Here is a 24,946-nt window from a genome sequence, read left to right on the forward strand (position 1 = left end):
ATTCAAATGTACGAATTCAAATACCACCGCCCCGGCACCGTCCGGCAGGCCGCCAACCTCCTGGTGAAGAACGAGGACGCCAAGATTATTGCCGGGGGCCACACGCTGATTCCGGTTATGAAGCAGCGCCTCGCCAGCCCGCCGCATCTTGTCGACCTCTCCCACATCGAGGGGCTCAACACGATCGAGATGAAGGGCCGTTCGCTGGTCATCGGCGCCACCGCCAGGCACGCCGAGGTCGCGACCTCCGCCATCGTCGGCGAGGCAATCCCGGCGCTCGCGAATCTTGCGGGCCAGATCGGCGATCCCGCAGTGCGTCACAAGGGCACGATCGGCGGCTCGCTCGCCAACAACGACCCGACTGCGGACTATCCGGCCGCCGTGCTCGCGCTCGGCGCAACCATCGTCACCAACAAGCGCCGTCTCAAGGCGGAGGAGTATTTCCAGGGCCTGTTCTCGACCGCGCTGGAAGCCGACGAGATCATCACCAAGGTGATGTTCCCGCTGCCGAAGAAGGCCGCCTATATCAAGTTCCGCAACCAGGCCTCGCGCTACGCGCTGGTCGGCGTGTTCGTGGCGCGGCGTCCCTCGGACGTGCGGGTCGCCGTCACCGGTGCCGGCTCCGACGGCGTGTTCCGCGTCGAGGCGTTCGAGGAAGCCTTGAAGAAGCGCTTCGCCGCGAAGGCGCTTGATGGCATCGAGGTGCCGGCGGAAGGGCTGAATAGCGACATCCACGGCAGCGCCGAATACCGCGCGCATCTCATCGGCGTGCTGACGCGGCGTGCCCTCGACGCGGCCAACGCCAAGGAGTGAGGTGACCTCACTCTTCGGCCAAACTTGTCCCTTGTAGGGACATAGCGAGACTGGCAGTTTCATGACTTCAGCGACCAATACTTCCGGTGCCATGCCGGCATCGGTCGATGCGATGCTCGAACTTTTGACCTCGCGCGGCTATCTCGCCGAGCGGTCGCTGGCGACGGTGACGTATCTCTCGCTGCGCATGGGACGGCCGCTGTTTCTCGAAGGCGAGGCCGGAGTCGGCAAGACCGAGATCGCAAAGGTGTTGTCGGCGGCGCTGGGCCGGAAGCTGATCCGCCTGCAGTGCTACGAAGGCCTCGACGTCTCCTCCGCGGTCTATGAGTGGAACAGCGCCGCACAGATGATCGCAATCCGGATGGCGGAGGCAGCCGGCGATACCGATCGCGAGCAGCTTTCGAGCGACATCTTCGCTGATCGCTACATGATCAAGCGGCCGCTGTTGCAGGCGCTGGAGCCCGACGTGGCCGGTCCGCCGGTGCTGTTGATCGACGAGCTTGACCGCGCCGACGAAGCGTTCGAGGCGTATCTCCTGGAAATCCTCAGCGACTTCCAGGTGACGATCCCCGAATTCGGTACCGTGAAGGCGCCGCACCCGCCGATCGTCATCATCACCTCCAACCGCACCCGCGAGATTCACGACGCGCTGAAGCGTCGCTGTCTCTATCATTGGGTCGACTATCCCGCTGCCGACCGCGAGCTCGCGATCGTCAAGTCGCGCGTGCCCGGCATATCGGCAAAGCTGTCGCAGCAGGTCGTGCGCTTCGTGCAGGCGCTGCGCAACCAGGATTTCTACAAGTCGCCGGGCGTCGCCGAGACCATCGACTGGGCGACCGCTCTGTCGGAGCTCGACGCCCGCTCGCTGACCCCGCAAGTGGTCGGCGACACGCTGGGTGCGCTGCTCAAATACCAGGACGACATCACCCGCATGCAGGGCGACACCTTGCAGAAGGTGCTGAAGGAAGCGACGAGCGATTAGCCCGTCATTCCGGGGCGCGCGTCAGCGCGAACCCGGAATCCATCAGGCGGGAGGGATCGCGGATAAATGGATTCCGGGCTCACGCTTCGCGTGCCCCGGAATGACGGCAGAGACAGCAGACCATGGCCATCAACCACCTCGCGCCTGAGCAGACCGAGCAGTTCGCCGACAACATCGTCGGCTTTGCGCGTGCGCTGCGTGCGGCCGGCATGCCGGTCGGCCCGGGCGCGGTGATCGATGCCATGAACGCCCTGCAGGTGATCGACATCGGCAGCCGCGCCGACGTCTTCACGACGCTCGAGTCGATTTTCGTCATGCGCCACGAGCATGCGCTGATTTTCAAGCAGGCCTTCAACCTGTTCTTTCGCGCCTCCGAAGAGTGGAAGCACATGCTGGATTCGGTGCCGCTGCCGGATGGCGCCAAGAAGAAGCCACAGGCCGCTTCGCGCCGCGTGCAGGAGGCGATGTCGCAGCCGCGGATGACGGAGACACCGCAGCACCAGGAGCAGGATCTGCGCCTGTCGGTTTCCGACAAGGAGATCCTTCAGAAGAAGGATTTCGCGCAGATGAGCGCAGCCGAAATTGCCGAGGCGCTGCGCGCGATCGAGAGGATGCGGCTGCCGCAGGCGGAGTTGCTGACGCGGCGGCATCAGCCGGATCGGCGCGGCCTGCGGATCGACATGCGCCGCACGCTGCGCGCGTCCTTGCGCACCGGCGGCGAGATCATCGACATCCATCGCCTCGGGCGGATCGAGAAGCCGGCGCCAATCGTGGCGCTGCTCGACATTTCCGGCTCGATGAGTGAGTACACGCGCCTGTTCCTGCATTTCCTGCATGCCGTCGGCGACGCCCGCAAGCGAGTCTCGGTGTTCCTGTTCGGCACCCGGCTGACCAACGTGACCCGCGCGCTGCGCCAGCGCGATCCGGACGAGGCGCTGGCGAGCTGTTCGGCCTCGGTTGAGGATTGGGCCGGCGGCACCCGGATCTCGGCCTCGCTGCACAACTTCAACAAATTGTGGGCGCGGCGGGTGCTGAGCCAGGGCGCTATCGTGCTGCTGATCTCCGACGGGCTGGAGCGGGAGGCCGATTCCAAGCTCGCCTTCGAGATGGACCGGCTGCACCGCTCCTGCCGGCGGCTGATCTGGCTCAACCCGCTGCTCCGGTTCGGCGGCTTCGAGGCTAAAGCCCAGGGTATCAAAATGATGCTCCCGCACGTTGACGAATTCCGGCCCGTGCATAATTTGGGTTCAATCCAGGAGCTGATCACCACGCTGTCCCGGCCGCTGCCGCCGCATCACCGCAGCCTGATCCGCCCCGCAGCCTGAGAGGCAAAGCCATGCTCGATCGCGACGAGGATATTCTGAAGGCGGCGGAGGACTGGCAGAAGGCCGGCCGTGGCGTCGCGCTGGCAACCGTGGTCGAGACCTGGGGGTCGGCCCCGCGCCCGGCCGGGTCGAGCCTCGTCATCAACGACGAGGGCACGTTTCTGGGATCGGTCTCCGGCGGCTGCGTCGAGGGCGCCGTGGTCACCGAGGCCATGGACGTGATCGAGAGCGGCAAGCCCAAGATGCTGGAGTTTGGCGTCGCCGACGAGACCGCCTGGAATGTCGGTCTGTCCTGCGGCGGCACCATCCGCGTCTTTGTCGAGAAGGTCGGCTAGCCGTGAAGCTCGCAATCCTGCACGAACTCAATGCCGAGCGCGCCGCACGCCGGCCCGTGATTCTGGTGACCGATACCGAGAGCGGCGAGCAGCGCCTGGTGAAATCGGCGGATTTTGCCAAGGATCCGCTCCGCGCCGAGCTCGACAAGCAGCTTCGCATGGGCAAGAGCGCCAATGTCGAGACCGGCGGCAAGAAGCTGTTCTTTAACGTCTACGCGCCGACCGCAAAACTCGTCATCGTCGGTGCCGTCCATATCAGCCAGGCCTTGGCGCCGCTGGCGCGCTCGCTCGGCTATGACGTCACGGTCGTCGATCCGCGTACTGCGTTTGCGAGTACTGAGCGCTTCCCCGACATTCCGCTGGTCGCCGACTGGCCGGACACCGCGCTGCCCCCGCTCAACGTTGATGCTTACACGGCTTTCGTCGCGGTGACGCACGATCCGAAGATCGACGATCCTGCGCTGCTGCACGCCTTCGAGCGCAAGTGCTTCTATATCGGCGCGCTCGGCTCGCGGAAGACGCATGCCAAGCGCGGCGACCGGCTGCGGGCGCAGGGCGCCAAGGATAGTGACATCGCGCGCATCCATGCGCCGATTGGGCTGGCGATCGGCGCAGTCTCGCCGTCCGAGATCGCGGTGTCGATCATGGCCGAGATCACGGCGGTGCTTCGCCTGCCTCCCAAAGAAAAAGAAGAAGCGGCATGAAGTTCGGCCCGGCGAGCCCCCAGGATTCGATCGGCGGGGTGACCGTCCACACCCTGCGTCAGGGTCCGCTGGTGCTGAAGAAAGGCACGACGATCGGGCCTGCCGAGGTCGAGGCGCTGACGCGCGCCGGCATCAACGATGTCGTGGTGGTGCGGATGGAAGCGGGCGACGTCTCCGAGGACGTCGCGGCTGCCAGCATCGCGCTTGCGATCGGCGGCGAGGGCATTCATGTCGAGCGCGCCTTCACCGGCCGCGCCAACCTGTTTGCCGCGCGCCCGGGCCTGCTGGTGATCGATCGCGCCGCGGTCGACCGCATCAACAATATCGACGAGGCCATCACCTTCGCCACGCTCGCCGCTTACAAGCCGGTGGTCGAAGGCGAGATGGTCGGCACGGTCAAGATCATCCCGTTCGGCGTTGAAGGAAATCTGCGCGATGCCGCGGTGAAGGCTGCAGGCCGCGACGTGCTCAGGATCGCGCCCTATGTGATCAAGCGCGTTGGCGTGGTCTCAACGCTGCTGCCGGGCCTGTCGTCCAAGGTGGTCGACAAGACGCTGCGCGTCACCGCCGAGCGGCTCGCGCCGGCCGGCGCCAGCATCATCGCCGAGCGGCGGGTCCAGCACGACGAGCGAGCACTGTCGGCGGCGATCAAGGAGTTGCTCGCGTTAGGGGCCGAGCTCGTGATCGTGTTCGGCGCGTCGGCGATCGCCGATCGTCGTGACGTGATCCCGGCCGCGGTCACTGAGATCGGCGGCGAGATCGAGCATTTCGGCATGCCGGTTGATCCCGGCAATCTGCTGCTGATCGCGCGCGCCGGCAGCGTGCCGGTACTGGGCGCGCCGGGCTGCGCGCGCTCGCCGGTCGAGAACGGTTTCGACTGGGTGCTGATGCGGCTGCTCGCCGGTATCAAGGTGACCCGCTCCGAGCTGATGGGCATGGGCGTCGGCGGCCTCCTGATGGAGATCGTGACGCGGCCGCAGCCGCGCGCCAAACCGGAAATCGAGGGCAACAGCCAGGTCGCCGCCATTGTGCTCGCAGCCGGTCGCTCCACCCGCATGGGCGGACCGAACAAGCTGCTCGCCGAGCTCGATGGCAAGAAGCTGGTGCGGATCGCGACCGAGCAGGCGCTGGCGTCCAAGGCATCCGAGGTGATCGTCGTCACCGGCCACCAGACCGAGCTGGTCGAGCAGGCGCTGCAGGGCCTGAAGGTGCGTTTCGTCAAGAATCCGGATTTTGCCGGCGGCATTGCGAGCTCGGTCAAGGCGGGCATCGCGGCCGTGTCTGACGCCAGCGATGGCGCCGTGGTTTGCCTCGGCGACATGCCGCTGATCGACGCCGGCCTCATCGACCGTCTCATCGATGGCTTTGCGCCGGACCGCGGCAATCTCATCGTCGTGCCCGTCAGCGAGGGCCGCCGCGGCAATCCCGTGCTGTGGTCGCGCCGCTTCTTCAAGGAGTTGATGACGCTCGATGGCGACATCGGCGCGCGGCATTTGATCGCCAAGCATACGGAAGCAGTTGCCGAGGTCCCTGTCGACGGCGAGGGCGCCTTCCTCGACATCGACACGCCGCAGGCGCTGGAAGCAGCGAGACGCGGATAAAGGTGCCGTAAATAACGGTGCCGGGTGGGCAAAGGCGCGCAGCGCCGTGCCCACGATCTCGCAATGCGGCGAGTTGATCGTGGGCACGCTACGCTTTGCCCACCCTACGGCACTATTTCCGCAGCGACACATTACACATCACCAATTTCAACCCCTCGTTCACCATCTGGAAACGACCGCGGCTTAGAGTCCTCTGCACTTGCCTTGGGGGTGAGGGGTTTTTCCATGGTTTCGAACGTCGTCGCGCGCCGCTGCGCGATGTTTTTCTTTGCGCTGTCGGTTTGTATCGCCGGCGCCCGTCATATCACCGAAGCCCATGCGGCCGGCGCCTTTGCCGTCGGCAAGTGCGGCGCCTATGGCCAGGCCTATGATTATGGTGCCGAGCGCGAGGCGCGCGCCGCCGCACAGAAGCAGTGCAAGGGTGACTGCACGACCGTAACGATGAAGCGCGCCTGTGCGGCGATGTCGGTCGACATGGCCAACCCCTGCGGCGCCTATGGCTATGCCGTGAAGCCGAAGATCTCGGCCACGCTCAATGCCGCCACGCGCGAATGCTACAAATATGGCGGCAAGGAATGCGTGATCCGCGCCTGGGCCTGCGACGCCAAAGGCTAGCGCTGCCATCAACGGCTAGCGCAGCCATCCCGCGTTGGTTTGCACCAGTTTTACCGGCTGCTCCGGCGCGTCGATCGACCAAGGCGCTTTGACCCTGGTGAATTCCGACCAGGCCCTGAGCAGGCGCGCTTCGATGCCGACCATGGCATGGGCCTGCCAGCCGGCGATCGCCGCCGCAGCCATGCCGCTGCCAGTCGAGCCGGCGTCGACATCCGCAAGCAGTGACGTCGTCGTCGCCATGTCGTTGTAGATACCGAGCTCCTGCTGGAGATCGGCGAGCCTGCGCGAGAAGCGCCGCGCGGATTTGCGCTGCCCGCAGAGGGGGAGCAGGAAGTCGGCGACGTAGCGCAACTTCTTCGCGGCGAGACGGACCCGGTGCCGCTCGTCCGTCGGCAGCGATTTGAAGCGACGGCCCCGCTTCAGCACCTTCGCATGCTGCGCCGACAAAATGTCTCGCGCGAAATTGATCGCCGGCTCCGCCAGTTGCGCCAGACCTTCGGGAGCAACCTCGCTGCGCCAGCCGCGTGCTTCGATCCAGGCCCCGAGCCCGATCACGAAATACTGGCAGCGCCGGTCGGCGAGGGCGAGGCGGGCCTTGTCGTAGCAGGTCGCGCGGCGTTCGTCGGCGAGCTCACCCAGTGTGTCGAAGCCTGTCACCGACGGACAGCCATCCGCGACGGTCCGCAACGTGTCCTGCCGAAACACGTCCCAATCACGCGCACCGGAGAGACTTGCCGCGAGCCATTTCGCCTCGGCGCGCATCAGGTCGAGCTTGTTCAACGACACCACCGACCGCATCAGGTCGAGTGCGGATCGCAGGCGCCGCAGCGCGACCCGAAGCTGATGCATCCCTTCGGGGTCGCGACCGTCGTCGGCAGCGGGCAGCGACTGGAGCAGATGCAGAAGGCAGGACCGCAGGATCTCGGAAAAAGCTTCATCGAGCGATGTCGAGGGATCGAGACGAAGCTTTGGCGGCTTCGGTGCGCGCGGCGGCGTATCGGCCGCGAGGTCAAAGCCGCGCGCCGATTTGGTCCGGATCGACGGCTTCACCGAACCATGCTCGGCAAACCGCAGCGCGAGCTCCCAGATGGCGGACGGGCTGCCGCTCTTGAGCTCCAGCTCGATCTCGCTGACCGGCAGCGACCGATCGCCGGATATCAGATGGCCCTTGTCGAAGGCGATCTCGACCGTGCCGGACGGCAGGTCCACCATGCGCTGATGCCGACGAATGTCGGTCGTGAAGACAGCTTCGAACGGATGACGCTCGAGATCGGCGCGCAGCTTCTCCGGGATAAAGGGGAGTGCCAGCGCGATGTCGGGCACAAAGGAAGGCACACTTGCCTCCCACTCGCCCCGGCGTAGCGGATCGCTGGTCAATTCGGCTTTCACTGTCTGCGTGAAACGCGCGCCACTCTGACGGATTCGAAAGCTCAATCCGCTACGCTTGAGCGTACGCTTGGGCGTATCGTAATAGATCGCCTTCAGGTGCTTGCGCGTGCCCTTGTTGCGCGCATTCGCGGCGACGATCGGGACATCGTTGAAATTCGCCAGGCGATTGGCGTCGACGAGCAGCTTGAGCTCGATTTCGGTGGCGCGCGGCGCAGCATCGCGCGAAGGCGGGGTTTCCGGCGCAGTCGTCTCCGCACGAGCTTCATCAGCGGAAAAAGATTCGTCACGCGAAGACGTGCTGTCGGGGAATGCGGAACCGGGCGCCTCACGATCGGGAGGAACAACGAAGCTGCTGGATTTCTTCCCGTCCTCGGGGATCGGATGGCCGTTGGCTTTCGCAAGCCCTTGTACGGGTTCGATGGCTCGTTTGATGGCGCCAGATTCGGACATGCACGGTTTATGACAGTTCGGTAATAGAGTGCCGACATATACCCGACTTGACTCGCGAGGAGAAGCGCAGCCGGTCGCATCTCCATTGAAATTTCCGAGCTGTGATCGATGGGTCAATCCGGGTTACGTTGGTGTTCGCCGCCGGCGCGCGAGGAATCCTCTATTCTTTCCCGACGCTTGGATGTGTGTTGGGAGAATTCATGCAGTTCGACACGAAGATTGCCGTTGTCATTCGCAACGATCTCGAGGCTTGGCAGAAGCTCAATGTCGCATCGTTCCTGACGAGCGGCGTCGCGGCCGCCTTTCCGGAGTGCATTGGCGATGCCTATGAGGACGCCTCGGCGACGAAATATCTTGCGCTGATCGGCCAGCCGATCCTGATCTATGGTGCCGATGGTCCGGCGTTGTTACGCGCACTCGATCGCGCGCTTGCGCGCAATGTCACACCGGCGGTCTATACCGAGGACATGTTCAAGACCACACATGATGCCGCCAATCGCGAGGCGGTGAAGGCGGTCGCGCGCGCCGATCTCAATCTCGTCGGCATCGCGATGCGCGCCGATCGCAAGGTGATTGACAAGATCGCCGATGGATTGAAGTTCCATAGCTAGTGGGTGTGCTCGACGGCTTCCACGTCGTCATTGCGAGCGTAGCGAGTTTTCCCCGAAGGCTTCTGGATTGCATCCTCGCTTCGCTCCTCGCAATGACGGAGTGCGTGGCTACCCCGGAGGCATGCCCTCGAACTTGGTCAGGCCAGCATCGAGATGATCCCAGTCATGCGCGCGCGCGGCGTAGGTGACCACCTGCGGCTTGTAGCGGGCGGGCGCGTCGAGGCTGGCGGCGCGGATGGTGAAGATATCGGGCATTGCCTTGAAGGTCATGTAGACGGCCACGCCACACTCGGGACAGAAGGCGCGCGTCTTCACATTGCCGCTGTCGCCGACCATGTCCCATGTCTTGGCCTCGCCCGTCACCGTGACGCCGGCGCGCGCGAAGGTGGCGTAGGAGCCGTGGCCGCTGCCGCTTTCGCGCTGGCAGTCCCGGCACTGGCAGTGATTGCTGAACAGGGGATCGCCGGCAATCGAATAGCGGATCGCGCCGCAGGCGCAGCCGCCGGTATAGGGCGTGTCCATCGTGATGACTCCTTACTTGTCTTCGCCGCTGATCTCGTCGAGCTGCCGCACGACCTTCTTCCAGCCGCCGCTCATGACGGCGTAGGCGCTCTCGTTCCTGGGTATGACGAAGCCCGCATGGACCAGCTGGATTCGTGTGCCGGCTTCGACCGGGGTGAGGGACCACGTCACGACGGTGTCGAGCGGGGCGCCGTAGCCGGAGTTGCGCTCATCGCCGCCTTTCCAGGCGTAGACGAGGCGTCTGTGAGCTACGACCTCCAGGACGCGGCAATGGATGACGCCATCCCAGTTGCCGCCCGGTGTGGTCTGGAACGTGAAGGCCTTGCCTTCGATGGCTTCAAAGCCGGTCGGCTTCATCAGCCAACGCGCGATCAGTTGCGCGCTTGTCAGCACCTTCCAGACAGTCTCCGGTGCATGAGGGAGCACCTCGTCGATGACGATATCTCGGACGTTTTCTCGGGTCTCGGGTTTCAACTCAGCTGCACTCACGGGTCGATCTCCTTCAAGAGGTCACGCAGGTTCTCGAAGCGCTCGCGCCAGAAGACGCCGTAATGATCCATCCAGGTCACCAGCGGCTCGAGGCCTTGCGGGGCGGCGCGGTAATAGACGTTGCGGCCCTCGGCGCGCTCGGCGACGAGGCCGGCCTGCTTCAACGATTTCAGGTGCTGCGAGATCGCGCCCTGCGTCACGCCGCTGCCGCGCGTGAGCTCGGCGACGCTGATCTCCTCGCTGTCGAACACGCGCTCGAACACCGCGCGGCGAGTCGGATCGGCGAGGGCGCGCATCACGGCGGTGACAGGGTTTGGGACGGCTTCGATCATGGCTATCAATTAGCGTTCGCTAATTCATTAGTCAATGCTAATTTATTTGCCACGGCGGGCTCTGAATTCAAATTGACTGTGACTGACCAGTCAGTCATAAATGTAAAATGACAAGAAAGCCCACCAAAGCGGCTCCGGCCCACGCAAAGAACCGGATGCACGACGCGGACGCGGAAGTCGCGCCGGCATCGAACCGCGCCACGCGCGCGGCGGAGCGGCGTCATGCGATCGTCGAGGCCGCGATGGAGGAATTCATCGCGCGGGGCTTTGCCGCGACGCGGCTCGACGACATTGCGAAGCGCGCTGGTGTCGCGAAGGGCACGATCTACCTGCACTTCAAGGACAAGGAATCCATGTTCGAAGAGCTCGTGCGCACCGTGATCGTGCCGGTGGTGGCGCGGCTCAACGCATTGCCGCCGCCGACGGGTTCGGTGCGCGATCTGATCGAAACATTTGCCGGCAACTTCATCAAAGAGGTGATCGGCACCCGGCGCGGCGATCTCGTCCGCCTGATCGTGGCGGAAGGGCCGCGCTTTCCATCGGTCGCCGATTTCTATTACCGCGAGGTCGTCTCGCGCGGGATCGCCGGGATGCGCGCGCTGATCGAGCTCGGCATTGCCCGCGGCGAGATCCGCGAAAAGGACCTCGCGCGCTATCCGCAGATCATGATCGCACCCGCGATGATCGCGGTCATCTGGCAGAGCTTGTTTGCGCGGCACGCGCCGCTCGACGTGCAGGACATGCTTCGCGTTCATCTCGATTTGATTTTTGGCGAACGGAGGGCGACATGAGGTCGTCGCAAAGGATTTTTGCAATCGCGTTAGCCGCTGTCCTCGCGACCGGGCTCGCCGGTTGCAAGGAGAAGCGCGATCCGGGCTTCCAGGGCTGGGTCGAGGCCGACATGATCTATGTCAGCCCGGACGAGGCCGGCCGGGTGACGAAGCTGAATATCCGCGAGGGCGACACCGTGAAGGTCGGCGATCACCTCTATTCGGTGGACGATGATCTCCAGCTTGCCGATCTCAACCAGACCAAGGCCACGCTGGCCAACGCGCAGCAGGTGTTCGATCGTGCGGATTCCCTGCGCAAGACCGGTTCCGGCACACAGGCCGCGCTCGATTCCGCCGTCTCGGATCTGCGGGTCGCGCAGGCGCGGGTGGTGACCTCGGAGACACGGCTGGCGCGTCGCAAGGGTTTTGCGCCGGTCGCCGGCACCATCCAGCAGATCTATTTCCGCGAGGGCGAAATGGTGGCGGCGCAGCGGCCGGTGCTCTCGATCATGCCGCCCGGCAACATGAAGCTGCGCTTCTTCGTGCCGGAAACGGAGTTGCCGAAGCTTGCGATCGGCGACGAAGTGCGGGTCGCCTGCGACAATTGCGCGGCCGATCTCACCGCAAAGATCTACTTCATCGCGACCTCGGCTGAATACACCCCACCCGTGATCTACAGCCTCGAAGAGCGCAACAAGCTCGTCTATCTGGTCCAGGCGCGGCCTTCGCGGCCAGATGCCTTGCGAGTGGGGCAGCCGATCGACGTCTATCTCAGTCCAAAGACCCCAGTGGCGGACAAGCGATGAACGCGGGCAACGACATCGCAATCGACGTCAAGGGCCTGACCAAATCGTTCGGCGGCCGCGAGGTCGTGCACGATCTGTCGATGCAGGTGAAGCGTGGCTCGATCTATGGCTTCCTCGGTCCGAACGGCTCGGGCAAGACCACGACGATCCGCATCCTCTGCGGCCTGCTGACGCCCGACAGCGGCGAGGGCACCTGCCTCGGCTACGACATTTTGCGCGATGCCGACAAGATCAAGCGCCAGGTCGGCTATATGACCCAGCGCTTCAGCCTCTATCAGGACCTGTCGGTGCGCGAGAATCTCGAATTTGTCGCGCGGCTCTATGGCATGAGCGATGCGCGGGGTGCAGCGCGCGACATGATCAAGCGGCTCGGCTTGTCGGGCCGCGAGGAGCAGCTCGCCGGTGAGCTCTCCGGCGGCTGGAAGCAACGGCTGGCGCTCGGTGCCTGCACGCTGCCCAGCCCAAAACTGTTGCTGCTGGACGAGCCGACGGCGGGTGTCGATCCGAAGGCGCGGCGCGATTTCTGGAACGAGATCCACGCACTTGCGGCCGAAGGGCTCACCGTGCTGGTCTCGACCCATTACATGGACGAGGCCGAGCGCTGTCATGAGATCGCCTACATCGCCTACGGCCATCTGCTGACCCATGGCACGGTGGATGAGGTGATCGCGGGATCTGCGCTCACGACCTACACCGTGACCGGCGAAGAGCTGAACGATCTCACGGCGGCGCTGACCGGCAAGCCCGGGGTTGACATGGTGGCGCCGTTTGGCACCTCCCTGCACGTTTCGGGGCGCGATGTCGCCGCGCTCGAGTCGAGCATCGCGCCGTGGCGCGACAAGAGCGGTCTTCATTGGCACAAATCGGCGCCCTCGCTGGAAGACGTCTTCATCGAATTGATGGGCCGCTCCAAGGACAATTTCCAATGAGTGCCGCCGATCAATCGGCCCCGACGCATGAGATCCGCGAACGCTTCGGCTTCTGGAAGCGCTCCTATGCGATGCTGATCAAGGAGTTCATCCAGCTCAAGCGCGACCGGGTGTCGTTTGCGATGATCGTGATGCTGCCGGTGATGCAGCTTTTGCTGTTCGGCTATGCCATCAACACCACGCCGCACAATCTGCCAAGTGCGGTGCTGCTCCAGGAGGATTCCGATCTCGCCCGCTCGGTGCTGAAGGCGCTGGAGAATACCAGATACTTCCGCTTCCTCTATGAGGTGCACGACGTCGAGGAATTCGACAATCTCCTGAAATCCGGCAAGGTGCTGTTCGGCGTCGAGATCCCGCGCGGCTTCGAGCGTGCGGTGCGGCGCGGCGACAAGCCGGCGCTCCTGGTCGCGGCCGACGCGACCGATCCGGTCGCGGCGAGCGCAGCGCTCGGCTCGCTCGGCATGATCGTGCAGACCGCGCTCGCACACGATCTCTATATCGGCAATCCCCCGGAAATGCCGTTCGAGATCCGCGCGCATGCCCGCTACAATCCGGCCGCGAATTCCAGCCTCAACATCGTGCCGGGCCTGGTCGGCACGATCCTCACCATGACCATGCTGATCTTCACCGCGCTGTCGGTGACGCGCGAGGTCGAGCGCGGCACCATGGAAGCCCTGCTGTCGATGCCGATCAAGCCGGTCGAGGTGATGTTCGGCAAGATCATCCCTTACGTGCTGGTCGGCTTCGTCCAGGCCTTCCTGATCATCGGTATCGGTGTTGTCCTGTTTGGCGTGCCGATACTCGGCAACGTTCTCCTGCTGGCGCTGCTCTCGACCCTGTTCATCGCCACCAATCTGTCGATCGGCTACACGATCTCGACGCTGGTGCAGAACCAGCTGCAGGCCATGCAGATGTCGATGATGTTCTTCCTGCCGAGCATCCTGCTGTCCGGCTTCATGTTCCCGTTCGCGGGCATGCCGGTCTGGGCGCAATATGTCGGCGAATGCCTGCCGTTGACGCACTATTTGCGCATCGTCCGTGCCATCATGTTGAAGGGCGCGACCATGCAGAACCTGCGTTATGATACGCTGGCGCTGGCCGCCCTGATGGTGGTCGCCATGACCATCGCAGTGACGCGCTTCCGCCGCACGCTGGATTGAGGCAGACTGCCCCGGAATCGAGGGGGTGGAATGGTCAGCTTGGTCAGCGGGATAGCCCGGCAGAAAGCCGTCTTGTCGGAGGCGTTCGAGCGCGAACTGACACGCGAGGTGCTGCGCACCGAGCTGTTGCGGGTGAAGGCGCTGATCGCCACCGGCTTGGTCATGGTCGTCTTGCTCACGGCAACCTTCGTGATCGATCCCGCCATCGCGAACCGGATCTGGCGCGGGACGGAGGGTATGGTCCGCGAATATGTCCTCCTGGCGGGATTCCTGCTGTTCGAGATTTGGGTCCACGGCCAGATCAGGCGAAACCTCGACCTCGATCGCGACCTGCCGGTGATCAGGCGCTATATCGGTACCCTCATCGAAACGTCGCTACCGACGCTTATCCTGATCCTCCAGATCCGCAGTATGGGCGCGAGCCAGGCGCTCGGTTTCGTGTTGCCACTGGTCTATTTCATCTTCGTCATTCTCTCGACACTGCGGCTCGATTTCTGGCTGTCCACCTTCACCGGATTCGTCGCGGCAGCCGAACTGCTGGCTGTTGCGCTGTTCTTTAATTCGACGAGCGACGCCGGCGAACCTCTGATCTATTTCCACGCCGTGCGTAGTTTGGTGATCCTGATCTGCGGCGTGCTGGCGGGCTCCGTCGGCGCACAATTGCGCCGGCAGTTCGCCGCGAGCATTGCAGCGGCGACCGCGCGCGATCGGGTGACGAACCTGTTCGGTCAGCACGTGTCCCCGCAGGTGGTCGAGCGGCTGATGGCGGAGGGGACAAGCGGGGCTGGCGATCTTCGCCGTGTCGCCGTGATGTTCGTCGATTTCAGGGGCTTTACCGCCGGCGCGCAGTCGCGCACGCCGCAGGAGGTCGTGGACCGGCTCGACGGCGCCTTCGCGGTGCTGGTCGATATTCTCGACCGCCACGGCGGCATCGTGAACAAGTTTTTGGGCGACGGCTTTCTCGCGCTGTTCGGCGCGCCCCTGGAAGCCTCCGACGCCGCGCATCGCGCGGTCGCCGCAGGCCGGGACATGCTGACCGCGATGGATCACATCAATGCGCAGACGAGCTGGCCGCTCAGGATCGGCATCGGCATCCATTTCGGCGAGGTCGTTGCCGGCAATATCGGTTCGCCCCGGCGCAAGGAATACACGGTGATCGGCGACACCGTGAATTTTGCATCGCGGCTGGAGGCGCTGAACAAGGAGTTCGGCACGCAGCTCCTGATCTCCGCGTCCGTGCGCGAGGTGCTGGGGGACGACGGCGAGGATGCGGTGGCCCTCGGTGAGGTCATGGTGCGCGGTTACGAGCACCCGGTCGCGGTGTTTCAACTGGGGTGAGGAGTCTTCAAAAGCGAGTCGCGCTTCGGTGAAGCGGGTCGCGTTTCCTTGAAGACGCGTGATGAAATATTCTTGGTACCTTTCAGGTCTTGCACTGTGGAAGCCGAAACAGCTCAGCTTCCGTTTGTGATCTGGAGAAAACCAATGACCCGATTGCCCCTTGTTGCGGTCGCCTAGATCGCTGCCGCCGTCTATCAAACCGAGTCCGCTGCCGCACGCGACGTCGCCCCTGCGCGACGCGCCGCGGTTCACGCAACGGCGGATTGCGTCAGGGCTCCGGCCGAGGGTGCGTATGCCACTGCGCCCTACAAGGAGCCGCCCTGCATGCCCAAAACGAACTGACGTACGAAGCAGACGAAGCCGGGTTGGTGACGTTCACCGACCCGGCGTCGGGCTTGGCGCGGTCGCGAACGCGCGCAAGTGCTGGCGTCGCCACGGCCGCTCTTCCGCGTCTGACACGCTTTCGCGATTGCTCCGATTGCTCCGAATTTTGCGGCATGACGGGCGATGTTTTGGGCTTGTAGAGTGCGCGCGAGGCGGCCGGTCGCGGCCGCCATTTGCGTGAGGAAACACCATGCAGCGCCGCTACATCACCGTCGACGTGTTCACCGACCGCGCCTTCGGCGGCAACCAGCTTGCCGTGGTGTTGGATGCCGGCGGGCTCTCCACGCAGCAGATGCAGGCGATCGCGACCGAGTTCAACTATTCCGAGACGACCTTCGTGCTGCCGCCGCGCGACAAGGCCAGCGACGCCGAGGTGCGCATCTTCACGCCGGTGAGGGAGATGCCGTTCGCCGGCCATCCCAATGTCGGCACTTCCTTCGTGCTGGCAAGCCTCGCCAAGGAGCCGAAGCCGCGATTGCTGTTCGAGGAGATAGCTGGGTTGGTCCCGGTCGATATCGTGCGGGAGCAAGGAAGGGTGATCAGCACCGAGCTCACCGCGCCGCAGCCGCTGTCGCGACTGGCGGAGGTTTCCGCCGCTGACGTTGCGGCCTGCATCTCCTTGACTGCTGATGACATCAAGGTCGATCGCCACGCGCCGCAGGTTGTCGGCGTCGGAACGCCGTTCCTGGTGGCGGAGCTGCATTCGCGCGATGCGCTCAAGCGGGCGAGGCCTGACGCGGCTGCGTTCAGCAGGGTATTGCCGCGCGATGACGCCCGCTCGGTGTGGTTCTATACAAGCGATGTGCCCGCATCGGAGGCGCCTAGCGAGCGGCAGGCGCGGATGTTCATGCGCGGTGCCGGCGGTCTCGCCGAAGACCCCGCCACCGGCAGCGCCACGGTCGCCGCCGCCGCGCTGTTCGCCGATCTCGATCCCGTGCGAGACGGTGAATTGAAGCTCACGGTCGGCCAGGGTTTTGACATGGGCCGCCCGAGCCTGTTGCTAACGCGCGTACGCAAGCAGGACGGCAAGATCGTTTCCGCCCATGTCGGCGGCAGCTGCGTGCAGATGATGGAGGGGACGTTCAAGCTGGCGGGGGAGGGGTAGCTCTCGCCACTCGTTACGCAGAACGATCCATCATCCTGAGGTGCGAGCCCTTGCGAGCCTCGAAGGATGCACGGCCCGGGTGCTGCAACGTCGGTGGCACGCCGTCGTCCTTCGAGGGCCGCTGAAGAAGCGGCCACCTCAGGATGACGGCTACTGCTGGATCGTCTTCCCGTCTTACGGGGCCCTGGAACGTTGTAGCTACACCTGCCGCCCTACCAAATTCTTCACCGCCACTCCGTCGCGCTCCTCGATGATCTCCGCGATCATCTGGCGGTGGCAGTGGGTGTGGTCGCGCTCGTAGCAGAGCAGGCAGACCGGGCCGGCCTTCTTCACCAGCGCCGAGAGCTCGTCTATCTGTTCTCGAGCCTCTGGCGTCTTCAGGTGCTTTGAGTAAACTTTCTCCAGCACGTCATATTGCCCGCTGCGCGCGGCGAGCCGGCCTGCCTTGGGCGTGCCGAGGGCTGCGAGGTGGACATAGGCGATGCCGCGTTCGTCGAGGCCTGCGGCAAGCTGATTCTTGGAAAAGCCCGGCCGCCGCGACGACGTCACCGCGCGCACATCGACCACGAGCTTGACGCCGGCCTGCTCCAGCTCGTCCAACACGGCCTTGGGCGGCGTCTGCTCATAACCGATGGTGAAGAGCTTTTTCGCCCTGGCCATGAGTGATCCTCAACTCACCCGCGCGATCAGTTCCATGGCGCCGTGCGGCGCGCGCACCTTGCCCTCGTGAATGACGTAGGCGAACACGTCGCGCGGTTCCTTCTTCGGCTTCGCCGTATCGACCTTCGGGAGATCGTCGGGTTCATCGCCCGCGGCCCAGGCCTGGAAGCGCCCGGCCCAGGCATCGAGCTGCTTCGGGGGATAGCAGGTCTTGATCTCGTCATTGCCCTTCTGCAGCCGGGCATAGACGAAATCGCCGGCGACGTCGGCGATCGCCGGATATTTGCCGTGCTCGGCGAACACGACCGGCGTTTCGAACTCGCGGATCAGCGCGATGAAGTCCGGCGCGCAGAAGCTGTCGTGACGCACCTCCACCACGTGGCGAAGTGCGCGCCCCTCGAGCTTGCGCGGCAACAGCTCCAGAAACTTGCCGAAATCGGCGCCGTCGAACTTCTTGGTCGGCGCGAATTGCCAGAGCACGGGGCCGAGATGGTCGCCGAGTTCCAGCACGCCGGAATCATAGAACCGCTTGATGGAATCGCCGGCCTCGGCGAGCACGCGGCGATTGGTGGCAAAGCGGGGCCCCTTCACCGAGAACACAAAACCCTCGGGCACTTCGCCGGCCCATTTGCGAAAGCTCTCCGGCTTCTGCGAGCCGTAATAGGTGCCGTTGATCTCGATCGAAGTCAGCTTCGAGGCCGCGTAGGACAGCTCCTTCGCCTGCGTCAGCTTCTCCGGATAGAACACGCCGCGCCAGGGCTCGAACGTCCAGCCGCCGATGCCGATGAAGATGTTGCCGGATTTTTTGGACGCAGTTTTTGCTTTGGCCACGGAGGGATCTCGCATCGACGGGAAGGGGAGCGCTGCATCCTATTCAAACCAGAAGTGATTGGCCAGTTGTCGCATCCCGTCTAAGCTCACGACGAAATCTGCGCAAAATGGAGAACAAGATGCGGATGCTGATGCTGGGAGCGGCGCTCGTCATGATGACATCTGCTGCCATGACGTCTGCTGCTATGGCGGATGACGACGACACGAAAGGCGCGCAGAAGCTCGCCATGCAGGGCCGCGACGATTACTGGCATTGCCTGGCGCGGGAATATTCGCGCGACGGCAATCAGGGAATGTCCGAACAGGATTTTGGCCGCTCGGTCGCCGGCGCATGCCCGTCGGAGCGGCAATATTACCGGGTGGCGCTGCTCGACTATCTCACCTCCCAATACCCGAACATCGAATCCGGTGCCCATCTCGCGACCGCGAACAGGGCGGTGGAGGCGGCGCAAAAGGACATCGTGACCGCCTTCGTCAAGCATCGGCCGCCGCAGAAGTAGGGGAGAGGCGAATGGCCAATAGCGAATAGTGGGCAAGAAGGCCGGCCTGCCTCGTTCGCTACTCGCCAATCGCTATTTGCCCCTCCGCGAAGGGCCCTTCCAGCTGCGCGCTCATGCGTGGTAAGACTGGGTCCATCTGGAACGGGGACGGGTTGGCATGTCGTCTGAGTCGGTGGGTGGCATTTGTGGCGCGATCGTCGCGGCGGTCGTGCTTGCGGTCGCTGTCGTCTTCGGGCCGATCGGACAGTACGGCAAGCCCCCCAAGCCGGCCCAGGTCGAGCCGGCCCCCGCCGCCATGGCGCCCGCGGCCCCTGTGGCACCGGCGCCGCGAGGCCCGGTGATCCGGGAAGTCCCGAACCAGTGACGGCCTGATAAAAGCGCTTTCTGACCCCTTGCGAAGCCGCTTCGTCATTCCTATCTGGCTTGTAACGGCGACGTTGAGCGAAAACTCCGGCGCTGGAACGACCTTGGAATAGCTTGGGCTGCGCCGGATGTACGCGCGGTTCGCAATTCCGGGGTCGTTGGCATTTTAGGGCCCCTTTTGGGCCATTCCCCACAGAAACCCGAGCTTCATAGCCCTAGAACTTGGCAGCGCAGGACGCGGCGGATATACGCTGCCGTCATGAATGAAGCGATCAGACAGGGCTCCGACAACCCGCCTCAGGCTCAAGAGGGGCCGGAACTGTCGGTTATCGTCCCGACCTTCAACGAGCGCGACAATGTCACGGTGCTGTACCGGCGGCTGGAGGCGACGCTCGTCAACGTCGTCTGGGAGGTCGTGTTCGTCGACGACAATTCGCCCGACGGCACCTGGGATGTCGTGCGCGAGCTTGCCCAGAAAGACAGCCGCGTGCGCTGCATCCGCCGTATCGGCCGCCGCGGCCTGTCGGGGGCCTGCATCGAGGGCATCCTGGCCTCCAGCGCGCCCTACGCTGCCGTGATCGATGCCGACCTCCAACACGACGAGACGCAGCTGCCGAAGATGCTGTTGCTCCTCGCAAGCGACCAGGCCGAACTCGTCGTCGGCAGCCGCTACATCGAGGGCTACAAGAGCGAAGGTTTCAACAAGCAGCGCGCCGGCGCCAGTGCGCTCGCGACCGAGTTCGCCAGGAAGATGCTCCGGGTCGAGATCGCCGATCCCATGAGCGGTTTCTTCATGGTCCGCCGCGACCGCTTCGAGCAATTGGCACCGAAACTGTCGGTGCACGGCTTCAAGATCCTGCTCGACCTCGTCGCGACCGCGCATGGCGATCTGCGTGCGGTCGAGATTCCCTATACGTTCGGCGCCCGCCAGCACGGCGAGAGCAAGCTCGATTCCATGGTCGCGCTGGATTTCGTCGGCCTGGTGCTGGCGAAGCTGAGCAACGACATCGTCTCGCTGCGCTTCATCCTGTTCGCGATGGTGGGCGGCATCGGCCTCGTGGTGCATCTCACCACGCTGTTCATCGCGCTCGAGCTGATCAAGGCACCGTTCGCGGAGGCGCAAGCCGCGGGCGCCATCGTCGCCATGACCACCAACTTCATCCTGAACAACTTCCTCACTTATCGCGACCAGCGGCTGAAGGGCTTTGCGATCCTGCGCGGCCTGATCATGTTCTACATCGTCTGCAGTGTCGGTCTGCTCGCCAATGTCGGCGTCGCCTTCTCGGTCTACGACCAGGAGCCGATCTGGTGGCTGGCGGGTCTCGCCGGAGCGTTGATGGGCGTGGTGTGGAATTACGCGATGTCCGGACTGTTCGTCTGGCGCAAGAAATAGCGCGTCAAGGCAGCTTGCAAGGAAGCTCGTATGGGCGGGGCTGACGCGCGGATCGTCCGCAATACGGCGCTGGTGATTGTTGCACTGGTCGGCTTGCGGCTGGTCGCCGCCGCCTTCACGCCGATCACCTTCGACGAAGCCTACTACTGGATGTGGTCGAAGAACCTCGCGGGCGGTTATTACGACCACCCGCCGATGGTGGCTTACGTCATCCGCGCCGGCACCATGATCGCTGGCGACACCGAGCTTGGTGTCCGTCTGGTCTCGGTCCTGCTCGCGCTGCCGATGAGCTATGCGATCTATCGCACGGCCGCGATCCTGTTCGGCGGCGCCCGCGTGGCCGCGACCAGCGCCATCCTGCTCAATGTAACGATGATGGCCTCGGTCGGTACGCTGATCGTGACGCCGGATGCCCCGCTGCTGGTTGCTTCCAGCTTCGTGCTGTTCTTCCTCGCCAAGGTGCTTGAAACCGGCCGCGGTGCCTGGTGGCTTGCGGTCGGCGCCGCGGTCGGCGCGGCGCTGCTGTCAAAGTACACCGCGATGTTCTTTGGCGCGTCGATCCTGATCTGGCTCGGGGCGGTGCCGAAACTGCGGCGATGGTTCCTCTCGCCCTGGCCCTATCTCGGCGGCCTCGTTGCGCTCGCGCTGTTCTCGCCGGTGATCCTCTGGAATGCGGATCATCACTGGGTCTCGTTCGTCAAACAGCTCGGGCGCGCCAGGATCGAGGATTTTCGCCCGGTTTTCATAGCCGAGCTGATCCCGACCCAGATTGCGTTTGCGACCCCGCTGGTGTTCATCCTCGGCGCGATGGGGCTTCACGCGCTGACCTGGCGCCGTGCCGGCGCGCTCGCCTCGCGCGTGCTGATCGAGACGATGTTCTGGACCATCGTTGCCTATTTCGTCTGGCATTCGCTGCATGCCCGCGTCGAGGCCAACTGGTTCGCACCGGTCTACCCGCCCTTCGTCGTTGCGGCCGCAGCGGCCGCCAACCTCGCGCAGTGGAAACCGCGTACGCGACGCCTGGTGGATTTCAGCCTGCGGTGGGCCGCGCCCACCGGCATCGTGATGTTTGCTGCGTTGATCTTGCAGGCCAACACCGGCTGGCTATCCGGCTATCGCCGTGATGCAACCGTGCGCAGCGTCGGCGTCGGCTGGCGCGCACTCGCCGCAGATATCGAAGCCGCGCGCGTCCGCAACGGGGCAACCTGTGTGCTCACGCCTGATTATGGCACGACGGGCTGGCTTGCCTTCTATCTGCCGCGCGGCACTTGCGTGGTGCAGCAGAACCAGCGCATCCGCTGGGTCAACATGCCCGAGCCAGATCCAAAACTGCTCGCGGGCAAGCTGATCTATGTCGACGAGCTGCGTCCCGACGGCCATCCTTTCCTGAACGACCTCTTCGCGCAGGTGACGCGTGTCGCCGAGCTGCAGCGCAAGCGCGGGCCGCTCGTCGTCGAGACTTACGGGATCGATCTGCTCGAGGGCGCCAAGGGCGACGTGCTGGACCGCTCGCCGCCGCCTGAGCTCCTGCCTTGAACCTGGGGCACCCCGCGGTGCGGGCTACATTCACCAGCGGGGAATTTCGCCGGTCGGAACGGTTGTCGAGACGGCGTTGTCGTTCTTTGGAATGACCAGCGGACTGAGGCAGGCGAAGGCCTCGATCGAATTGTAGATGAAGTTCATCATGCCATCGACCCCCATGACCGGGATCGTGCGATTGAGCGCCGCAACCCGAAGAAACCGGTTTTCCATCGGAAAGCAGAGCTCCAGGAGTCTCTTCGCGCCTCGGGGCGAAACCACATAACCCGCCGTGCCGAAGCAATTGATGAGCCGAAACGCGGCGACCTCTGCGGTCGATCTTTGAAAAACGGCAGCACTTTCGTCGCTTGGCTGCTTGGGCGCAAACACCATCGCGGACTTGAAGCCGGGCGTCAGCTCGAGCTCGAGAATGGAGTCCGTATTGTAGCCGAGCGCGACGTAATCCCAGTCCTTGAGACGGCGAAGGAAATCCAGATGCTCGGTGATGTCATTGCGGACAATCGCGTCGTCCTCGAATACGAGTGCCGGCACCTCGGATTGAGCTATCTGTTGCCAGATCCGCAAGTGTGAGGCCGCACAACCGACAGCACCCGGCGTAAACTGTGCACCGGGCACCACCAGGTTCATCCCAAGCGCATCCTGCGATGAGAGCGATGCGCCGTCCGACGCCTCAAATCGCTCGAAGGCGATCTTCGACCCGGCGTTCAGTCTCAGGAAGCTTTCGTACTTTTCCGGCTGACGGTTGAGGTTGACGACAAAGTTCTTCATGCAAGGACCAGATTCAAAGATCGGATGAAGCGCCCCGACCGCTGGTTGCAGCCATATCAATGGCCACCTTGATTCGCCACGCGCCGGCGCGCCGAGGCGAAAGCGGTGTCCAGCTTCGAGCAAGCTCCATGGGATAATTGAGAGGCGGCAACCTTCCTGCCGTCTCGGGAATCGCGTTGCTGCCCGCTCTCCCTTGATCCGGAAGGTCCCCGATGAACTATCACGACGGCACTCTCGCAAGGGCAGACGAGATTTCGACAGAGCCGTCTTCCTTGACACGGGATGAAGTTTACCAGATCTGCCTTCGACACCTGAAGACGGGCGAGCTTGAACAGGCCGAAGCCCGTTGTCGCGAAGGCCTTGCCTCGGACGCGAACCATGCCGGCCTGCTTCATCTGATGGCGGGTGTCTCGCTGCTCAACGGGAATTACGATGCCGCCATCGAGTGGGCCGGCCGTGCTCTTACGAACGAGATGAAGGCGACCTATCTCGCAACGTTCGGGACGGCTCTGCAAGGGAAGGGGCTTCAGGCGGAGGCGCTGGAGGCGTTTCAACGCGCGGTGGCGCTTGATCCCGTTGATCCCTCAATCTGGGAGAACTTTGGCAATGCATTGAACAGGGCGGGGCACGTCAACCAGGCGAGCCTTTGCTTTCTGATCGCTCGCGCGTATCAGAAATTGCCATTCCTTGCAGAGTGCCGTTCGGTTCCTCGCAGCGGCTGGAATGCCCTGACAAAGCCATTCAATCCGCATCTTCAAAGCCCCCCCCGGGTTGGAAGAAGCCCGCGATCCCATTCACTGCTTCTGGTCGAATGCGCCGCTGAGCGAGATGTCGCGTCTCTCGCTGCAGTCGATGGTTCGTCAGGGCCATCCAGTGAAGCTGTACACTTACGACAATGTCGGCGCCATGCAGGCACGTGTGCCGCCGGGCGTCATGGTGGTCGATGCGACAAACCTCGTGCCGGGTGCGATCTACCAGCACGCCGTCCTGAACAGCGAGATCCGTTACTTCAGCGACATCTTTCGCTATGCCGTCCTTCATGAATTCGGCGGCTGGTGGCTCGATACGGACATCGTGCTCGTAAAGCCTCTGGATTTTGGCAGGGAGCACGTGTTTTCGGCGCAATGGTCGGGAGTCGAGAACGGGCATGTGTGCGTCGGCGACGTGATGCGCGCGCCCAAGGGCTCGCTTCACATGGCCAATCTATACGCGTTGTCCCTCCAGCGGCTCTTCAGCGAAAAGCGCGTCGAATACGGCGCGGTGGGGCCGTTGCTGCTGAGCGAATACCTGCTGGTGGCAGGCGACGAGGAACTCCAATCCTCGATCTTGCCGCCGACAACTTTCAACGCGATCGACTGGCGTGAAGTGGATTTGTTTGCCGCCGAAGGCCGGGCTGGCTTCGATCTCTTGAGCGACCCCCGTGTGACGGGTGTCCATCTCTGGGGAAAAATGTGGGCCGAGAAAGGGCTGCGCTTCGATGCGGTCCCCGAGCAGAGCGTGGCAGGTTATCTCAAGAAGCTGGTGCTTGAGCCGAATTGGTTGACGCAGCTTGCGGCGAAATACGACTCGGACAAGGGCGCAGTCTACAAGGGCCATCTTGCCCATCACTATACGCGAATCTATCACGAGCTGTTTCGGTCGAAGGCCCTCGAGCCCATTCGTATCCTGGAAATCGGTCTATGCCGGGGGCGGGTCGAAGGCTGGTCTCAGGATCAGGTGCCGTCGCTGCAGATGTGGCTGGATTACTTCCCGAATGCCGAAGTCATCGGCGCCGACATCGAGGATTTCAGCTGGTTCTCCCATCCGCGAGTCAGGATCCATCTCGTCGATCAGGGCGATCGCGGCATGCTGGAGCAGCTTGCAGCCAAGGAAAAGCCGCTGGACATCATCATCGATGACGGCTCTCACGCCTCGGCGCATCAGCATCTGACACTCGGCGTGCTGTTTCCTTCGCTGAGGCCGGGCGGCATGTTCGTGATCGAAGATCTGGATTGGCAGCCGCCGGAGATCCCGTCCAACGGCGCGCCCCTGGTCAAGGATGTGCTCAACGCCATGAAGCAGAGCGGCGTGTTCACGTCCAACGTCATGACCGAGGCCGAAGTGAAGTTGATCTCGGACGACGTCGACGAGATCCTCCTTAACGACAGTTTCCGCGAGTTGATGTCGCGCGGCAAGCTGGGCGGCCTGGGTGTGCTGAGGCGCAAGGCGCAATAGGCGGAAGCGAGCTCGGCC

At 63.8% G+C, this 24,946-nt stretch carries 26 protein-coding genes; 19 read left to right on the plus strand and 7 right to left on the minus strand.

The window, feature by feature from the left end; translation table 11 throughout:
- The first annotated feature begins 6 nt into the window (after positions 1-6).
- From ABIA96_RS26380 to ABIA96_RS26410, 7 genes are all read left to right on the plus strand, one after another.
- Positions 7-813: an FAD binding domain-containing protein gene (locus ABIA96_RS26380; RefSeq protein WP_354139957.1), complete on the plus strand. Its 807-nt coding sequence runs from the start codon at positions 7-9 to the stop codon at positions 811-813.
- Between the two features lie 61 nt (positions 814-874).
- Positions 875-1,795 (plus strand): AAA family ATPase, encoded by a 921-nt coding sequence (locus tag ABIA96_RS26385; RefSeq protein WP_354139958.1) that lies wholly within the window; start codon positions 875-877, stop codon positions 1,793-1,795.
- 122 nt (positions 1,796-1,917) lie between these two features.
- A complete protein-coding gene (locus ABIA96_RS26390) occupies positions 1,918-3,120 on the plus strand; it encodes a vWA domain-containing protein (RefSeq protein WP_354139959.1) in 1,203 nt (400 codons plus the stop codon).
- A gap of 11 nt (positions 3,121-3,131) precedes the next feature.
- Positions 3,132-3,455, plus strand: coding sequence for an XdhC family protein (locus tag ABIA96_RS26395; RefSeq protein ID WP_008564652.1), 324 nt, complete (start codon positions 3,132-3,134; stop codon positions 3,453-3,455).
- A 2-nt stretch (positions 3,456-3,457) separates the two neighbouring features.
- A complete protein-coding gene (locus tag ABIA96_RS26400; protein ID WP_354139960.1) occupies positions 3,458-4,159 on the plus strand; it encodes an XdhC family protein in 702 nt (233 codons plus the stop codon).
- A complete protein-coding gene (locus ABIA96_RS26405; RefSeq protein ID WP_354139961.1) occupies positions 4,156-5,760 on the plus strand; it encodes an NTP transferase domain-containing protein in 1,605 nt (534 codons plus the stop codon). Before ABIA96_RS26400 ends, ABIA96_RS26405 begins: the two co-directional genes overlap by 4 nt.
- A gap of 225 nt (positions 5,761-5,985) precedes the next feature.
- Complete coding sequence (locus ABIA96_RS26410) at positions 5,986-6,375, plus strand: DUF4189 domain-containing protein (RefSeq protein ID WP_354139962.1); 390 nt, start codon at positions 5,986-5,988, stop codon at positions 6,373-6,375.
- A 15-nt stretch (positions 6,376-6,390) separates the two neighbouring features.
- On the opposite strand, the gene ABIA96_RS26415 is transcribed toward ABIA96_RS26410, so the two are convergent.
- Complete coding sequence (locus tag ABIA96_RS26415) at positions 6,391-8,214, minus strand: CYTH and CHAD domain-containing protein (protein WP_354139963.1); 1,824 nt, start codon at positions 8,212-8,214, stop codon at positions 6,391-6,393.
- Between the two features lie 200 nt (positions 8,215-8,414).
- Between ABIA96_RS26415 and ABIA96_RS26420 the strand changes: the two genes are divergently transcribed.
- Positions 8,415-8,825, plus strand: coding sequence for a DUF2000 family protein (locus tag ABIA96_RS26420; protein ID WP_354139964.1), 411 nt, complete (start codon positions 8,415-8,417; stop codon positions 8,823-8,825).
- Positions 8,826-8,933: 108 nt separating this feature from the next.
- Here the strand turns inward: ABIA96_RS26420 and ABIA96_RS26425 are convergent, their stop codons facing one another.
- From ABIA96_RS26425 to ABIA96_RS26435, 3 genes are read right to left on the minus strand one after another with little or no spacing between them, the layout of a single operon-like run.
- Positions 8,934-9,347, minus strand: coding sequence for a GFA family protein (locus ABIA96_RS26425; RefSeq protein ID WP_354139965.1), 414 nt, complete (start codon positions 9,345-9,347; stop codon positions 8,934-8,936).
- 12 nt (positions 9,348-9,359) lie between these two features.
- The gene (locus ABIA96_RS26430; protein ID WP_354139966.1) at positions 9,360-9,836 is read right to left on the minus strand and encodes an SRPBCC family protein; all 477 of its coding nucleotides are present in this window, start codon (positions 9,834-9,836) and stop codon (positions 9,360-9,362) included.
- Positions 9,833-10,168 (minus strand): ArsR/SmtB family transcription factor, encoded by a 336-nt coding sequence (locus ABIA96_RS26435; protein WP_354139967.1) that lies wholly within the window; start codon positions 10,166-10,168, stop codon positions 9,833-9,835. The genes ABIA96_RS26430 and ABIA96_RS26435 overlap by 4 nt, the downstream gene beginning before the upstream one ends.
- A gap of 107 nt (positions 10,169-10,275) precedes the next feature.
- On the opposite strand from ABIA96_RS26435, the gene ABIA96_RS26440 reads away from it, so the two are divergent.
- The 6 genes from ABIA96_RS26440 (at position 10,276) to ABIA96_RS26465 (ending at position 16,660) form a co-directional block, all read left to right on the plus strand.
- Entirely contained in the window at positions 10,276-10,959 is a 684-nt protein-coding gene (locus ABIA96_RS26440) for a TetR/AcrR family transcriptional regulator (RefSeq protein ID WP_502918850.1), read from the plus strand.
- On the plus strand, positions 10,956-11,744 hold the full coding sequence (locus ABIA96_RS26445; protein ID WP_354139969.1) for an HlyD family secretion protein: 789 nt from the start codon (positions 10,956-10,958) through the stop codon (positions 11,742-11,744). The genes ABIA96_RS26440 and ABIA96_RS26445 overlap by 4 nt, the downstream gene beginning before the upstream one ends.
- Complete coding sequence (locus tag ABIA96_RS26450; RefSeq protein WP_354139970.1) at positions 11,741-12,673, plus strand: ABC transporter ATP-binding protein; 933 nt, start codon at positions 11,741-11,743, stop codon at positions 12,671-12,673. The genes ABIA96_RS26445 and ABIA96_RS26450 overlap by 4 nt, the downstream gene beginning before the upstream one ends.
- Positions 12,670-13,833, plus strand: a complete 1,164-nt coding sequence (locus tag ABIA96_RS26455) for an ABC transporter permease (RefSeq protein ID WP_354139971.1) — start codon at positions 12,670-12,672, stop codon at positions 13,831-13,833. Before ABIA96_RS26450 ends, ABIA96_RS26455 begins: the two co-directional genes overlap by 4 nt.
- Before the next feature lie 30 nt (positions 13,834-13,863).
- The gene (locus tag ABIA96_RS26460) at positions 13,864-15,171 is read left to right on the plus strand and encodes an adenylate/guanylate cyclase domain-containing protein (RefSeq protein ID WP_354139972.1); all 1,308 of its coding nucleotides are present in this window, start codon (positions 13,864-13,866) and stop codon (positions 15,169-15,171) included.
- Positions 15,172-15,745: 574 nt separating this feature from the next.
- Positions 15,746-16,660: a PhzF family phenazine biosynthesis protein gene (locus ABIA96_RS26465; protein ID WP_354139973.1), complete on the plus strand. Its 915-nt coding sequence runs from the start codon at positions 15,746-15,748 to the stop codon at positions 16,658-16,660.
- Positions 16,661-16,858: 198 nt separating this feature from the next.
- Here the strand turns inward: ABIA96_RS26465 and ABIA96_RS26470 are convergent, their stop codons facing one another.
- Positions 16,859-17,320 carry a DUF488 domain-containing protein gene (locus ABIA96_RS26470; protein WP_354139974.1) on the minus strand — a complete coding sequence of 154 codons (462 nt, stop codon included), beginning with the start codon at positions 17,318-17,320 and terminating at the stop codon, positions 16,859-16,861.
- Positions 17,321-17,329: 9 nt separating this feature from the next.
- The gene (locus ABIA96_RS26475; protein ID WP_354139975.1) at positions 17,330-18,166 is read right to left on the minus strand and encodes a DUF72 domain-containing protein; all 837 of its coding nucleotides are present in this window, start codon (positions 18,164-18,166) and stop codon (positions 17,330-17,332) included.
- Positions 18,167-18,270: 104 nt separating this feature from the next.
- Here ABIA96_RS26475 and ABIA96_RS26480 point away from each other — a divergent pair, with 104 nt between their 5' ends.
- The 4 genes from ABIA96_RS26480 (at position 18,271) to ABIA96_RS26495 (ending at position 21,943) form a co-directional block, all read left to right on the plus strand.
- Positions 18,271-18,651: a hypothetical protein gene (locus tag ABIA96_RS26480; RefSeq protein WP_354139976.1), complete on the plus strand. Its 381-nt coding sequence runs from the start codon at positions 18,271-18,273 to the stop codon at positions 18,649-18,651.
- Positions 18,652-18,808: 157 nt separating this feature from the next.
- Positions 18,809-19,015, plus strand: coding sequence for a hypothetical protein (locus ABIA96_RS26485; protein WP_354139977.1), 207 nt, complete (start codon positions 18,809-18,811; stop codon positions 19,013-19,015).
- A gap of 258 nt (positions 19,016-19,273) precedes the next feature.
- Positions 19,274-20,407, plus strand: a complete 1,134-nt coding sequence (locus ABIA96_RS26490; RefSeq protein ID WP_354139978.1) for a glycosyltransferase — start codon at positions 19,274-19,276, stop codon at positions 20,405-20,407.
- Positions 20,408-20,437: 30 nt separating this feature from the next.
- On the plus strand, positions 20,438-21,943 hold the full coding sequence (locus ABIA96_RS26495) for a glycosyltransferase family 39 protein (protein WP_354139979.1): 1,506 nt from the start codon (positions 20,438-20,440) through the stop codon (positions 21,941-21,943).
- Between the two features lie 30 nt (positions 21,944-21,973).
- On the opposite strand, the gene ABIA96_RS26500 is transcribed toward ABIA96_RS26495, so the two are convergent.
- Complete coding sequence (locus ABIA96_RS26500; RefSeq protein WP_354139980.1) at positions 21,974-22,837, minus strand: glycosyltransferase family 25 protein; 864 nt, start codon at positions 22,835-22,837, stop codon at positions 21,974-21,976.
- A 705-nt stretch (positions 22,838-23,542) separates the two neighbouring features.
- On the opposite strand from ABIA96_RS26500, the gene ABIA96_RS26505 reads away from it, so the two are divergent.
- Positions 23,543-24,928: a glycosyltransferase gene (locus tag ABIA96_RS26505; RefSeq protein WP_354139981.1), complete on the plus strand. Its 1,386-nt coding sequence runs from the start codon at positions 23,543-23,545 to the stop codon at positions 24,926-24,928.
- Positions 24,929-24,946: the final 18 nt, after the last annotated feature.

The sequence above is a fragment of the Bradyrhizobium sp. LB11.1 genome (assembly GCF_040549385.1).
In the GTDB taxonomy this organism is placed as follows: domain Bacteria; phylum Pseudomonadota; class Alphaproteobacteria; order Rhizobiales; family Xanthobacteraceae; genus Bradyrhizobium.

Bases quoted from the DNA above. Each gene is read 5' to 3' on its own strand.
- ABIA96_RS26475 (WP_354139975.1), bottom strand. From the start codon at position 18,166: ATGCGAGATCCCTCCGTGGCCAAAGCAAAAACTGCGTCCAAAAAATCC.
- ABIA96_RS26485 (WP_354139977.1), top strand. From the start codon at position 18,809: ATGTCGTCTGAGTCGGTGGGTGGCATTTGTGGCGCGATCGTCGCGGCG.
- ABIA96_RS26390 (WP_354139959.1), top strand. From the start codon at position 1,918: ATGGCCATCAACCACCTCGCGCCTGAGCAGACCGAGCAGTTCGCCGAC.
- ABIA96_RS26435 (WP_354139967.1), bottom strand. From the start codon at position 10,168: ATGATCGAAGCCGTCCCAAACCCTGTCACCGCCGTGATGCGCGCCCTC.
- ABIA96_RS26505 (WP_354139981.1), top strand. From the start codon at position 23,543: ATGTCGCGTCTCTCGCTGCAGTCGATGGTTCGTCAGGGCCATCCAGTG.
- ABIA96_RS26440 (WP_502918850.1), top strand. From the start codon at position 10,276: ATGACAAGAAAGCCCACCAAAGCGGCTCCGGCCCACGCAAAGAACCGG.
- ABIA96_RS26420 (WP_354139964.1), top strand. From the start codon at position 8,415: ATGCAGTTCGACACGAAGATTGCCGTTGTCATTCGCAACGATCTCGAG.
- ABIA96_RS26470 (WP_354139974.1), bottom strand. From the start codon at position 17,320: ATGGCCAGGGCGAAAAAGCTCTTCACCATCGGTTATGAGCAGACGCCG.
- ABIA96_RS26380 (WP_354139957.1), top strand. From the start codon at position 7: ATGTACGAATTCAAATACCACCGCCCCGGCACCGTCCGGCAGGCCGCC.
- ABIA96_RS26455 (WP_354139971.1), top strand. From the start codon at position 12,670: ATGAGTGCCGCCGATCAATCGGCCCCGACGCATGAGATCCGCGAACGC.
- ABIA96_RS26385 (WP_354139958.1), top strand. From the start codon at position 875: ATGACTTCAGCGACCAATACTTCCGGTGCCATGCCGGCATCGGTCGAT.
- ABIA96_RS26410 (WP_354139962.1), top strand. From the start codon at position 5,986: ATGGTTTCGAACGTCGTCGCGCGCCGCTGCGCGATGTTTTTCTTTGCG.
- ABIA96_RS26425 (WP_354139965.1), bottom strand. From the start codon at position 9,347: ATGGACACGCCCTATACCGGCGGCTGCGCCTGCGGCGCGATCCGCTAT.
- ABIA96_RS26395 (WP_008564652.1), top strand. From the start codon at position 3,132: ATGCTCGATCGCGACGAGGATATTCTGAAGGCGGCGGAGGACTGGCAG.
- ABIA96_RS26405 (WP_354139961.1), top strand. From the start codon at position 4,156: ATGAAGTTCGGCCCGGCGAGCCCCCAGGATTCGATCGGCGGGGTGACC.
- ABIA96_RS26480 (WP_354139976.1), top strand. From the start codon at position 18,271: ATGCGGATGCTGATGCTGGGAGCGGCGCTCGTCATGATGACATCTGCT.
- ABIA96_RS26445 (WP_354139969.1), top strand. From the start codon at position 10,956: ATGAGGTCGTCGCAAAGGATTTTTGCAATCGCGTTAGCCGCTGTCCTC.
- ABIA96_RS26450 (WP_354139970.1), top strand. From the start codon at position 11,741: ATGAACGCGGGCAACGACATCGCAATCGACGTCAAGGGCCTGACCAAA.
- ABIA96_RS26415 (WP_354139963.1), bottom strand. From the start codon at position 8,214: ATGTCCGAATCTGGCGCCATCAAACGAGCCATCGAACCCGTACAAGGG.
- ABIA96_RS26465 (WP_354139973.1), top strand. From the start codon at position 15,746: ATGCAGCGCCGCTACATCACCGTCGACGTGTTCACCGACCGCGCCTTC.
- ABIA96_RS26495 (WP_354139979.1), top strand. From the start codon at position 20,438: ATGGGCGGGGCTGACGCGCGGATCGTCCGCAATACGGCGCTGGTGATT.
- ABIA96_RS26490 (WP_354139978.1), top strand. From the start codon at position 19,274: ATGAATGAAGCGATCAGACAGGGCTCCGACAACCCGCCTCAGGCTCAA.
- ABIA96_RS26460 (WP_354139972.1), top strand. From the start codon at position 13,864: ATGGTCAGCTTGGTCAGCGGGATAGCCCGGCAGAAAGCCGTCTTGTCG.